General features: G+C 68.4%; 14 protein-coding genes. 3 read left to right on the forward strand and 11 right to left on the reverse strand.

The window, feature by feature from the left end:
• Nucleotides 1-191 (reverse strand): TetR/AcrR family transcriptional regulator (locus tag JHN45_RS45855; RefSeq protein ID WP_201055351.1); only part of this gene is annotated, 191 nt, incomplete at its 3' end.
• On the reverse strand, nucleotides 191-511 hold the full coding sequence (locus JHN45_RS45860; protein ID WP_200716320.1) for a multidrug efflux SMR transporter: 321 nt from the start codon (nucleotides 509-511) through the stop codon (nucleotides 191-193). The genes JHN45_RS45860 and JHN45_RS45855, both read right to left, overlap by 1 nt.
• A gap of 291 nt (nucleotides 512-802) precedes the next feature.
• Here JHN45_RS45860 and JHN45_RS45865 point away from each other — a divergent pair, with 291 nt between their 5' ends.
• Nucleotides 803-1690 carry an AbfB domain-containing protein gene (locus tag JHN45_RS45865; protein ID WP_201055352.1) on the forward strand — a complete coding sequence of 296 codons (888 nt, stop codon included), beginning with the start codon at nucleotides 803-805 and terminating at the stop codon, nucleotides 1688-1690.
• Here JHN45_RS45865 and JHN45_RS45870 read toward each other — a convergent pair.
• Genes JHN45_RS45870 through JHN45_RS45910 form a run of 9 tightly spaced genes read right to left on the reverse strand, consistent with a single transcriptional unit; the run spans nucleotide 1687 to nucleotide 8678 of the window.
• The gene (locus JHN45_RS45870) at nucleotides 1687-2079 is read right to left on the reverse strand and encodes a VOC family protein (protein ID WP_200716322.1); all 393 of its coding nucleotides are present in this window, start codon (nucleotides 2077-2079) and stop codon (nucleotides 1687-1689) included. The genes JHN45_RS45865 and JHN45_RS45870 overlap by 4 nt on opposite strands.
• 48 nt (nucleotides 2080-2127) lie before the next feature.
• Nucleotides 2128-2466, reverse strand: a complete 339-nt coding sequence (locus tag JHN45_RS45875) for a metal-sulfur cluster assembly factor (RefSeq protein ID WP_019060535.1) — start codon at nucleotides 2464-2466, stop codon at nucleotides 2128-2130.
• The gene (gene sufU / locus JHN45_RS45880) at nucleotides 2463-2936 is read right to left on the reverse strand and encodes a Fe-S cluster assembly sulfur transfer protein SufU (protein WP_200716323.1); all 474 of its coding nucleotides are present in this window, start codon (nucleotides 2934-2936) and stop codon (nucleotides 2463-2465) included. The genes JHN45_RS45875 and sufU overlap by 4 nt, the downstream gene beginning before the upstream one ends.
• A 14-nt stretch (nucleotides 2937-2950) precedes the next feature.
• Complete coding sequence (locus JHN45_RS45885; RefSeq protein WP_200716324.1) at nucleotides 2951-4207, reverse strand: cysteine desulfurase; 1257 nt, start codon at nucleotides 4205-4207, stop codon at nucleotides 2951-2953.
• Nucleotides 4204-4968, reverse strand: a complete 765-nt coding sequence (gene sufC, locus JHN45_RS45890; RefSeq protein ID WP_200716325.1) for a Fe-S cluster assembly ATPase SufC — start codon at nucleotides 4966-4968, stop codon at nucleotides 4204-4206. Before sufC ends, JHN45_RS45885 begins: the two co-directional genes overlap by 4 nt.
• A gap of 7 nt (nucleotides 4969-4975) precedes the next feature.
• Complete coding sequence (locus JHN45_RS45895) at nucleotides 4976-5293, reverse strand: non-heme iron oxygenase ferredoxin subunit (protein ID WP_200689345.1); 318 nt, start codon at nucleotides 5291-5293, stop codon at nucleotides 4976-4978.
• Complete coding sequence (sufD, locus tag JHN45_RS45900; protein ID WP_200716326.1) at nucleotides 5293-6477, reverse strand: Fe-S cluster assembly protein SufD; 1185 nt, start codon at nucleotides 6475-6477, stop codon at nucleotides 5293-5295. The genes JHN45_RS45895 and sufD overlap by 1 nt, the downstream gene beginning before the upstream one ends.
• Before the next feature lie 57 nt (nucleotides 6478-6534).
• Nucleotides 6535-7959 (reverse strand): Fe-S cluster assembly protein SufB, encoded by a 1425-nt coding sequence (sufB, locus tag JHN45_RS45905; protein ID WP_200716327.1) that lies wholly within the window; start codon nucleotides 7957-7959, stop codon nucleotides 6535-6537.
• Nucleotides 7956-8678 carry a metalloregulator ArsR/SmtB family transcription factor gene (locus JHN45_RS45910; RefSeq protein WP_200716328.1) on the reverse strand — a complete coding sequence of 241 codons (723 nt, stop codon included), beginning with the start codon at nucleotides 8676-8678 and terminating at the stop codon, nucleotides 7956-7958. Before JHN45_RS45910 ends, sufB begins: the two co-directional genes overlap by 4 nt.
• Nucleotides 8679-8839: 161 nt before the next feature.
• Between JHN45_RS45910 and JHN45_RS45915 the strand changes: the two genes are divergently transcribed.
• Nucleotides 8840-9688: an aminoglycoside N(3)-acetyltransferase gene (locus JHN45_RS45915; protein WP_200717710.1), complete on the forward strand. Its 849-nt coding sequence runs from the start codon at nucleotides 8840-8842 to the stop codon at nucleotides 9686-9688.
• Between the two features lie 30 nt (nucleotides 9689-9718).
• On the forward strand, nucleotides 9719-10642 hold the full coding sequence (locus JHN45_RS45920; RefSeq protein ID WP_200717709.1) for an ABC transporter ATP-binding protein: 924 nt from the start codon (nucleotides 9719-9721) through the stop codon (nucleotides 10640-10642).
• Nucleotides 10643-10731: the final 89 nt, after the last annotated feature.

Consider the following 10731-nt stretch of genomic DNA (forward strand, 5'->3'; position numbering starts at 1 on the left):
TTGGCCTGGCGCAGCGCGGCGACCATCAGTTCGTCGAGGGTCGTGAAGTGGTACGTCGTCGAGCCGAGCGGCACATCGGCCTCGGCGGCGACCGAGCGGTGGCTGAGTCCCGCGATGCCCTTCTGCCCGACGACCCGGATCGCCGCGTCGATGATCCGCTGGCGCCGCTCGGGGTCGTAGCGCCGGGCCATCAGTGCGCGCCGCCCAGGTTGAGGACGACGACGCCGATGATGATCAGCGCGATTCCGGCGGCTTTCGCCAAGGTCATCCCCTCGCCCAGGAACACCGTTCCGATGCCCACGATGGCGGCGGTGCCGAGGCCGGCCCAGATCGCGTAGGCCGTACCGACCGACATGGACTTCAGGGTCTGCGCGAGCAGTGCGAAGGAGAGCACGTATCCGACGACCGTGAGGACCGAGGGCCACAGCCGGCTGAAGCCGTGGCTGAACTTCATGGCGGTGGTGCCGCCCACCTCCGCGGCGATCGCCGTGAGGAGCATCAGGAATCCCATGTGTACGAGTGTACATAACAGCGGGCGGAGCAGCCCGCCCATGGCAGCGGCATCTCTTCGCCCGAGGCGCGGGGCTCGCCCAAGTAGCCCTGTTCCGAGCGGAGTTGATAAAAGTGCACGAAGGAATGAGAGGTGAAATCCCATACGTCGCACGCCGACCTCGGAACTCGTAGAAACCGCTCACTGAAAACGGCTGCTCACAGGCCTCTCGCTCCACTACTGTTTCACCGTTCACTCACCTGGTTTTCACGGCCACGGCCGTCGCCATGGGCTCCGCTGGAGGAACAGCGCATGCCAGACAACACGTCCCAGCACCCTCCCCCGCACCACTCCTCCTGGGAGAACGGCTGGATCCCCGACAGCTCCCGGGCCCCCGGAACCCGCCGGCTCTGGCTGGCCGGGGCGCTCGCCCTCACCACGATCGCCGTGTGCGCCACGGCGATCGTCGTCACGGACAAGCAGTCCGACGACACGCCACGCACCAAGGCGGCGACGGATCCGTCGTCGATCGGAGCGGACGGTCCCGGCCTGCTCTCGTTCGCCTCGCCGTCGAAGACGGACACGCCCACGCCCGACGCGCACAAACCGGCCGCCACGAAGTCACCCTCCGCGTCGGCCACCGCCGCGGAGCAGAGCGCCACGCCCTCCGCGAAGGCGCCCGCGCCTTCCAAGTCGGCGTCGTCCCACAGCGGTTCGTCCTCGTCGGGCTCGGGAGGATCGTCCGGGTCGGGCGGGTCGGGCGGCTCGTCGAGTTCCTCGACCGCCTGGAAGTCGGTGCGCTCGGTCAACTACCCGGACCGCTACTGGCAGGTGAGCGGCGACTACGTCAAGCTCAACCCGGCCGACTCCGCCACGGCCCGCCGCGCCTCGACCTTCAAAGTGGTCAAGGGCCTTGCCAACAGCTCCTGTTACTCGTTCACGACGGCCGACGGCAGCTACCTCCGCCACCGCAACTTCGTCCTCCGTGCCGAACGCAACGACGGCTCGTCCCTCTTCAAGCAGGACGCCACCTTCTGCCCCCGGACGTCGTCCTACTCGGGCGCGGTGATGCTGGAGTCGGTCAACTACCCGGGCCGCTATCTGCGTCACCAGAACTTCCAGCTCAAGCTGGACCAGTACCAGAACAGCAGCCTGTTCCGGGCGGACTCGGCGTTCCGGCTGGTGGCCGGGCTCGACTAGGGCCCCTGGACGGTCACTTCACGAAAGGCGATCAGCGAGGCCCTGGGCCGTAGTACGCAGAACTCGTTGCCCTCCGGGTCGGCGAGCACCACCCAGCCCACGGTCTCGCTCTGCCCGATGTCGACCCGGCGCGCACCCAGCGCGAGGATCCGCTCCACCTCGGCGTCCTGGTCGTCGGGGGCGAGGTCGAAGTGCAGTCGGTTCTTGGCGGTCCTCGGCTCGCTCACCGGCATGAAGCAGATGCCGGTCGCCGCGAACTCCCCCGGTCCGATGACGACTTCGCGTTCCTTCTCGGACAGGATCCGCCAGTCGAGCACCTGGCACCAGAAGCGGGCGAGGCCCGGCAGATCGTGTGTGTCGATGACTACGTGATGCAGCGAAACGGCCATACCCGAAAGGTATGGCCGTTTCCGGTGAACTCAGAGGAACCAGAAGGCTCAGACGTTGAAGCCCAGTGCCCGGAGCTGGTCGCGTCCGTCGTCCGTGATCTTGTCGGGGCCCCACGGCGGCATCCAGACCCAGTTGATCCGGAGCTCGTTGACGAGGCCGTCCGTGGCGGACTTGGCCTGGTCCTCGATGACGTCCGTCAGCGGGCAGGCCGCCGAGGTCAGCGTCATGTCGATCGTCGCGATGTTCGCGTCGTCGATGTGCACGCCGTAGATGAGGCCGAGGTTGACGACGTCGATGCCCAGTTCGGGGTCGACGACATCGAGCAGGGCCTCGCGGACCTCCTCCTCGGAGGCGGGCTTGATCTCCATGGTCTCGGTGTCACTCATGCCGTCTTCCTTTCCGCGTCGGCGTCGACTCCGCCCAGGGCCTGGGCCGTCGCGTCCTTCCACGCCATCCAGCTGAGGAGGGCGCACTTCACCCGTGCCGGGTACTTGGAGACACCGGCGAACGCGATCGCGTCCTCCAGCACCTCCTCCATCGCGTCGTCGGGCTCGGTGCGGCCCTTGGACTGCATCAGCTCCAGGAAGGTCTCCTGGATCTTCTGTGCCTCGGCCAGCTCCTTGCCGACGAGGAGGTCGTTCAGTACGGAGGCCGAGGCCTGGCTGATGGAGCAGCCCTGGCCCTCGTAGGAGATGTCGGTGATCTGCTCGCCGTCGTACTTCACGCGCAGCGTGATCTCGTCGCCGCACGTCGGGTTGACGTGGTGCACCTCGGCATCGCCATCCCGCAAGCCCCGCCCGTGCGGGTGCTTGTAGTGGTCCAGGATGACTTCCTGGTACATCGAATCCAGCTTCACGTTCAGCCAGCTCCTCAGCCGAAGAAGTTCCGTACGTGCTCCAGGCCGTCGACCAGTGCGTCGATCTCGGCCGGCGTGGAGTACAGATAGAACGACGCTCGCGTGGTCGCAGGAATTCCGTAGCGCAGGCAGACGGGCCGTGCGCAGTGGTGGCCGACCCGGACCGCGATGCCCTCCTCGTCGAGGACCTGGCCCACGTCGTGCGGGTGGATGTCGCCCAGCGTGAAGGAGATCGCCGCGCCCCGGTCCTCGGCCGTGGTGGGACCGATGATCTTCAGGTCGGGGACGTCCAGCAGGCGCTTCACCGCGTACTCGGTCAGCGCGTGCTCATGGGCGAGGATCTTGTCCATGCCGATCGCCGACAGGTAGTCGATCGCCGCGCCGAGACCGACCGCCTGGGCGATCGGCGGGGTGCCCGCCTCGAACTTGTGCGGGGCGGGGGCGTACGTCGACGAGTGCATCGACACGGTCTCGATCATCTCGCCGCCACCCAGGAACGGGGGCAGGTCTTCGAGCAGCTCCTGGCGGCCCCAGAGGACGCCGATGCCGGTCGGGCCGCACATCTTGTGGCCGGTGAAGGCCACGAAGTCGGCCTGGAGCGCCTGGACGTCCAGCGGCATGTGCGGGGCGGCCTGCGAGGCGTCGATCAGGACCAGGGCCCCGACCTCCTGCGCGCGGCGCACGATCTTCTCGACCGGGTTGACCGTACCGAGGATGTTGGAGACCAGGACGAAGGAGACGATCTTCGTCTTCTCCGTGATGATCTCGTCTATGTTCGACAGGTCCAGCCGGCCGTCGTCCGTGAGGCCGAACCACTTCAGCTTCGCGCCCGTGCGCTGCGAGAGCAGCTGCCACGGGACGATGTTGGAGTGGTGCTCCATCTCCGTGATGACGATCTCGGTCTCGTGGTCCACGCGGTAGGGCTCGTCGGCCCAACCCAGCATGTTCGCCACGAGGTTGAGCGACTCGGAGGCGTTCTTGGTGAAGATCACCTCGTCGCGGGAGGGCGCGTTGATGAACGCGGCGACCTTGTCCCGCGCGCCCTCGTACAGCGCCGTGGCCTCCTCGGCGAGCACATGCACACCGCGGTGGACGTTGGCGTTGTAGCGCTCGTAGTACTCGTTCAGGGCGTCCAGCACCTGGCGCGGCTTCTGCGAGGTCGCCGCGTTGTCCAGGTACACGAGCTTCTTACCGTCGTGGACCGTGCGGTCCAGGATGGGGAAGTCCTTGCGGAGCGCCTCGGTGTCGAGGAGGCCCGGCAACTGCGTCACGCTGATACGCCACCCTTCGTGTAAGCCTCGTAGCCCTCGTTCTCCAGCTTGTCGGCGAGCTCGGCGCCGCCGGACTCGACGATCTTCCCGCCGGAGAAGACGTGCACGAAGTCGGGCTTGATGTAGCGCAGGATGCGCGTGTAGTGCGTGATCAGCAGGGTGCCGACCTCGCCGGTCTCGCGGACGCGGTTGACGCCCTCGGAGACGACGCGCAGGGCGTCGACGTCCAGGCCGGAGTCGGTCTCGTCGAGGATGGCGATCTTCGGCTTGAGCAGCTCCAGCTGAAGGATCTCGTGGCGCTTCTTCTCACCGCCGGAGAAGCCCTCGTTGACGTTGCGCTCGGCGAAGGCCGGGTCCATGGAGAGGCGCTCCATGGTCTCCTTGACCTCCTTCACCCACGTACGCAGCTTCGGCGCCTCACCGCGGATGGCGGTGGCGGACGTACGAAGGAAGTTGGAGACGGACACACCGGGGACCTCGACCGGGTACTGCATCGCGAGGAACAGGCCGGCGCGGGCGCGCTCGTCGACGGACATCTCCAGGACGTCCTCGCCGTCGAGGGTGACGGTGCCGCCGGTGATCGTGTACTTCGGGTGGCCCGCGAGCGAGTAGGCGAGGGTCGACTTGCCGGAGCCGTTCGGGCCCATGATGGCGTGGGTCTCGCCCTGCTTCACGGTGAGGTCGACGCCCTTGAGGATCTCCTTCGTGGCGTTGTCGGCCTCGACGGTGACGTGCAGGTCGTGGATTTCAAGCGTTGCCATGGGTTCCTCAGGACTCCTGGGTGAGGGAGACGAGCACGTCGTCCCCTTCGATCTGTACGGGGTAAACGGGTACGGGGCGGGTGGCGGGGAGGCCGGACGGCTTGCCGGTGCGCAGGTCGAACGCGGAGCCGTGCAGCCAGCACTCGATCTGACAGTCCTCGACCTCGCCCTCGGAGAGCGAGACGTTCGCGTGTGAGCAGATGTCGTTGATCGCGAACACCTCTCCCGCGGTACGGACGACCGAGACCGGCGTGCCGTCGAGTTCCACCCGCTTCGGGGTGTCCTCCTCCAGCTCGCTCAGCCCACAGGCGCGTACGAACGACATCAGACCGACGCCTCCAGCTCCGCGTCGATCTTCTCCAGCAGGCGCTCCTGGATGTCGGCGACACCGATCTGCTGGACCAGTTCGGCGAAGAAGCCGCGGACCACCAGGCGTCGGGCGTCGTCGGCCGGGATGCCGCGGGCCATCAGGTAGAAGAGCTGCTCGTCGTCGAAGCGGCCGGTCGCGGAGGCGTGTCCGGCGCCGACGATCTCGCCGGTCTCGATCTCCAGGTTCGGGACGGAGTCGACGCGGGCGCCGTCGGTCAGAACCAGGTTGCGGTTCATCTCGTAGGTGTCGGTGCCCTCGGCCTTGGCCTCGATGAGCACGTCACCGATCCAGACGGCGTGCGCGCCCTCGCCCTGCAGCGCGCCCTTGTAGATGGCGTTGGACTTGCAGTGCGGGACGTTGTGGTCGACCAGGAGGCGGTGCTCCTGGTGCTGGCCGGCGTCCGTGAAGTACAGGCCGAACAGCTCGGCCTCGCCGCCGGGTCCGGCGTAGGCCACGCGCGGGTGCAGTCGTACGACATCGCCGCCGAAGGTGACGACGAACGACTTGAACGTGGCGTCCCGGCCGATCAGGGCGTTGTGCTGGCCGACGTGCACGGCCTTGTCGTCCCAGTCCTGGACGGAGACGACGGTCAGCTTGGCGCCGTCGCCGAGGACGTAGTCGACGTTGGCGGCGAGGACCGCGTCACCGGTGTGGTCGATGACGACGACGGCCTCGGCGAAGGCTCCCAGTTCGACGACCTGGTGGCCGTAGGCGACCCCGCCCTCGCCGTGTACGGCGATGCGGATCGGCTCGGTGAGGACCGTCTCCTTGGGGACGGTGACGACCGAGGCCTTCTCGAAGGACGAGTAGGCCTGCGCGGCCACGCGGTCCACCGGGGTGCCGGCCTTGCCGAGCCGCGCGTCGTCACGGCCGACGGTCTCCACGGTGACCCCCTCGGGGGCCCCGATGGCGACCTTCACGCCGTCGCCGGTGGCGACCGCGGTGCCGTCGTGCAGCCCGCGCAGGCGCTCCAGCGGGGTGAACCGCCACTCCTCCTCGCGGCCGTGGGGGACCGGGAAGTCCGCCACGTCGAAGGAGGGGGGCGCGCTCATGCGCGTGGCGACGGTCGACTCGGCGGCCACCGCGATCGATCCGGCGGTGGTGGAGGACCCCACCGTGGAGTTCTGAGCCTCAGCCATGGCTGTCGTAGTGCTCGCTTTCTGAAGTCAAGAAATGTGCTGACCGATGGGGCGGGGTCAGCCGACCGCGCCTTCCATCTGGAGCTCGATCAGCCGGTTGAGCTCCAGGGCGTACTCCATCGGCAGCTCCTTGGCGATCGGCTCGACGAAGCCGCGCACGATCATCGCCATCGCCTCGAACTCGGTCAGACCGCGGCTCATCAGGTAGAAGAGCTGGTCCTCGGAGACCTTGGAGACGGTCGCCTCGTGGCCCATGGAGACGTCGTCCTCGCGGACGTCGACGTACGGGTACGTGTCCGAGCGGGAGATCGTGTCGACGAGCAGCGCGTCGCACAGCACGTTCGACTTGGAGCCGTGGGCGCCCTCGCCGATCTCGACGAGACCCCGGTAGGACGTACGGCCGCCACCACGCGCCACGGACTTCGACACGATGTTGGACGACGTGTTCGGCGCCATGTGGACCATCTTGGAGCCGGCGTCCTGGTGCTGGCCCTCGCCCGCGAAGGCGATGGAGAGGGTCTCGCCCTTGGCGTGCTCGCCCATCAGGTAGACGGCGGGGTACTTCATCGTCACCTTGGAGCCGATGTTGCCGTCGATCCACTCCATGGTCGCGCCCTCGTAGGCGACGGCGCGCTTGGTGACCAGGTTGTAGACGTTGTTCGACCAGTTCTGGATGGTCGTGTAACGGCAGCGGGCGTTCTTCTTGACGATGATCTCGACGACCGCGCTGTGCAGCGAGTCCGACTTGTAGATCGGGGCCGTACAGCCCTCGACGTAGTGCACATAGGCGCCCTCGTCGACGATGATCAGGGTCCGCTCGAACTGGCCCATGTTCTCCGTGTTGATCCGGAAGTAGGCCTGGAGCGGGATCTCGACCTGGACGCCCTTGGGCACGTAGATGAACGAACCGCCGGACCAGACCGCGGAGTTCAGCGACGCGAACTTGTTGTCGCCGACCGGGATGACGGTGCCGAAGTACTCCTTGAAGAGCTCCGGGTGCTCCTTCAGCGCGGTGTCGGTGTCGAGGAAGATGACGCCCTGCTCCTCCAGGTCCTCACGGATCTGGTGGTAGACGACCTCGGACTCGTACTGGGCCGCGACACCGGCGACGAGGCGCTGCTTCTCCGCCTCGGGGATGCCGAGCTTGTCGTACGTGTTCTTGATGTCCTCGGGCAGGTCCTCCCAGGACTCCGCCTGCTTCTCCGTGGAGCGCACGAAGTACTTGATGTTGTCGAAGTCGATGCCGGAGAGGTCGGAGCCCCAGTTCGGCATGGGCTTCTTCTCGAACAGGCGCAGGCCCTTGAGGCGGAGCTTGGTCATCCACTCCGGCTCGCTCTTCTTGCCGGAGATGTCCCGGACGACGTCCTCGTTGATGCCGCGCTTGGCGGAGGCACCGGCCACGTCGGAGTCGGCCCAGCCGTATTCGTACGTACCCAGACCCTCGAGCTCGGGGTGGGCAGTCTCCTCGATGGGGAGCGTCATGCGGGGTTCCTCCCGGCGGTACTTGCAGATGCGTTATGTGTGGTCTTGGAAATCTTTGGGATGAACGTGGTGCACACACCGTCGCCGTGGGCGATGGTCGCCAGTCGCTGGACATGGGTGCCGAGCAGCTGGGAGAAGAGTTCCGTCTCCGCCTCGCACAGTTGCGGGAACTGCTCGGCGACATGGGCGACCGGGCAGTGGTGCTGGCAGAGCTGCTCACCGACCGGTGCGCTACGCGCCGTAGCAGCGTACCCGTCCGCGCTCAGGGCCTTGGCCAGCGCTTCCGCGCGGTTCTCGGGAGCCGCGGCCTCGACGGCCTCGCGGTACGCGAGGGCCTGGGCGGCCATGCGGTCGCGGGCGAAGGCGACGACCGCCTCGTCCCCGCCGCTGTGCGCGGCGATCCAGCGCAGCGCGTCGGCGGCGAGCTTGTCGTAGGACTGGTCGAAGGCGTCGCGCCCGCAGTCGGTGAGGGCGAACACCTTGGCGGGGCGGCCGCGCGTGCGCGCTCCGTAGACCCGCTGCTCACGTGCTTCCACGACGTCGTCGGCGACGAGTGCGTCGAGATGACGGCGCACGGCGGCCTGGGTCAGCCCCAGTCGGCCCGCGAGGTCGGTCACGGTCGACGGGCCGTGGTCCAGGATGGAGCGCGCGACTCGGTTGCGGGTGGACCGCTCACCGGTCGCGAGTTCCTCCTGCGGAGCCTCGCCAACGTTTTTCACAACGCCATTGTTGCGTAATTCCTCAGAGGCAGGCAACCCGCGTCCCGGCCACCCGGCGGTGCGCTGCGTCACTTAGGTATACCTAATCTGACCTGCGGAAACGATCTTTGATCGATCAATCGGGTGGCGCCGCCGACCCCCTTCCGGGAGACTCCCCACCCATGGCCACACCCCCTCCCACCGGCCCACTTGTCACCCGGGACACACTCGCCGCCGACCTGCGCGAGGTGGGCGTGCGCCCCGGTGAGATCCTCCTCGCGCACACCTCGCTGAGCTCCCTCGGATGGGTCTGCGGAGGCGCCGTGTCGGTCGTCCAGGGTCTCCTCGACGTACTCGGCCCGACCGGCACCCTGGTCGTCCCCACCCAGACCGGCGACCTCTCGGACCCGGCCAACTGGGGAAACCCGCCGGTCCCCCGCGCATGGTGGGACACCATCCGCGCCTCCATGCCGTCCTACGACCCCCTCGTCACGCCCTCGCGCGGCGTGGGCGTCGTCCCGGAGACCGTGCGCACCTGGCCCGGCGCCCTGCGCTCCGCGCACCCGCAGACCTCCTTCGCGGCGATCGGCCCGCACGCCGCCGAGATCCTCGAAGGACACGCCCTCGACTGCCGGCTCGGCGAGCGCAGCCCGCTGGCCCGCCTGGAAGGCCTCCACGCGCGCGTGCTGCTGCTCGGCGCGGGCTACGACACCTGCACCAGCTTCCATCTCGCCGAGTACCGCGTGCCGTCCCCGCTCGTCGCGCTCGGCCGCCCCGGCCCGGCCGGCTGGGAGACGGTGACCGAGGTGTCGATCTCCTCCGACCGCTTCGACGAACTGGGCCACGACTTCGAACGGGACCGTCCCGTCGTCCGCGGCAAGGCGGGCGCGGCCGACGTGCGGCTGTTCCCAGTGGGCGACGCCGTGGCCTACGCCGAGCGGTGGCTGCCCCTGCACCGTCCCCGTGAGGAGGAGATCCTGCACCCTCCCCCACTCTCAACTTCGTTCGAGCGGGGGGACCCCCATCTCTGAGGCGAGGTCGGCCTACCTAGACTCGGGCCCATGCGAAGCGAGCCCGTGCTCCAGGTCCAGGCCCTGGTGAAGCGGTACGGCACGAAGACCGCGGTGAACGGCCTCGACCTGGTGGCCGAATCGGGTGTCACCGCCGTACTCGGACCCAACGGGGCGGGCAAGACGACCACGGTCGAGACCTGCGAGGGGTACCGGAAGCCGGACTCCGGCACGGTGCGCGTCCTGGGCCTCGACCCGGTCCGCGAGTCCGCCGCACTGCGCCCCAGAATCGGCGTGATGCTCCAGTCCGGCGGCGTCTACTCGGGCGCCCGCGCCGACGAGATGCTCCGCCACATCGCCAAGCTGCACGCGCACCCGCTGGACGTGGACGCCCTCATCGAGCGCCTGGGCCTTGGCAGTTGCGGCCGTACGACGTACCGCCGGCTCTCCGGCGGCCAGCAGCAGCGCCTCGCGCTGGCGATGGCCGTCGTGGGCCGCCCCGAACTGGTCTTTCTGGACGAGCCGACCGCCGGCCTCGACCCGCAGGCCCGCCGCGCCACCTGGGACCTCGTCCGCGACCTCCGCGCGGACGGTGTCTCCGTCATCCTCACGACCCACCACATGGACGAGGCCGAGCAACTCGCCGACGACGTCGCGATCATCGACGCCGGCAAGGTCATCGCGCACGGCTCCCCCGAGGAACTGTGCCGCGGCGGCGCCGAGAACACCCTCCGCTTCACCGGCCGCCCCGGCCTCGACGTCGGCTCCCTCCTGAAGGCCCTCCCGGCCGACTCCACGGCCGCCGAACTGACCCCGGGCTCCTACCGCGTCGGCGGCAAGGTCGACCCGCAACTGCTCGCCACGGTCACCTCGTGGTGCGCGCAGCACGGGGTGATGCCGGAGAAGATCTCGGTCGAACGGCACACCCTGGAGGACGTTTTCCTGGAGCTGACCGGCAAGGAGCTGCGCTCATGACGACGACCACCGTCCCCGGGACGTACACCCCGCAGCCGGGGGCGGCCCCGCTCCCCCGCATGATCGCGGCGCAGGCGGCCCTCGAAACG

Origin of the sequence: Streptomyces sp. MBT53, assembly GCF_016654115.1 — a bacterium.
In the GTDB taxonomy this organism is placed as follows: domain Bacteria; phylum Actinomycetota; class Actinomycetes; order Streptomycetales; family Streptomycetaceae; genus Streptomyces.

Excerpts from the sequence above, each read along its gene's own strand:
- JHN45_RS45870 (WP_200716322.1), bottom strand. The coding sequence starts at position 2,079 with ATGGCCGTTTCGCTGCATCACGTAGTCATCGACACACACGATCTGCCG.
- JHN45_RS45915 (WP_200717710.1), top strand. The coding sequence starts at position 8,840 with ATGGCCACACCCCCTCCCACCGGCCCACTTGTCACCCGGGACACACTC.
- sufD (WP_200716326.1), bottom strand. The coding sequence starts at position 6,477 with ATGGCTGAGGCTCAGAACTCCACGGTGGGGTCCTCCACCACCGCCGGA.
- JHN45_RS45860 (WP_200716320.1), bottom strand. The coding sequence starts at position 511 with ATGGGATTCCTGATGCTCCTCACGGCGATCGCCGCGGAGGTGGGCGGC.
- JHN45_RS45865 (WP_201055352.1), top strand. The coding sequence starts at position 803 with ATGCCAGACAACACGTCCCAGCACCCTCCCCCGCACCACTCCTCCTGG.
- JHN45_RS45875 (WP_019060535.1), bottom strand. The coding sequence starts at position 2,466 with ATGAGTGACACCGAGACCATGGAGATCAAGCCCGCCTCCGAGGAGGAG.
- JHN45_RS45895 (WP_200689345.1), bottom strand. The coding sequence starts at position 5,293 with ATGTCGTTCGTACGCGCCTGTGGGCTGAGCGAGCTGGAGGAGGACACC.
- sufC (WP_200716325.1), bottom strand. The coding sequence starts at position 4,968 with ATGGCAACGCTTGAAATCCACGACCTGCACGTCACCGTCGAGGCCGAC.
- JHN45_RS45920 (WP_200717709.1), top strand. The coding sequence starts at position 9,719 with ATGCGAAGCGAGCCCGTGCTCCAGGTCCAGGCCCTGGTGAAGCGGTAC.
- sufB (WP_200716327.1), bottom strand. The coding sequence starts at position 7,959 with ATGACGCTCCCCATCGAGGAGACTGCCCACCCCGAGCTCGAGGGTCTG.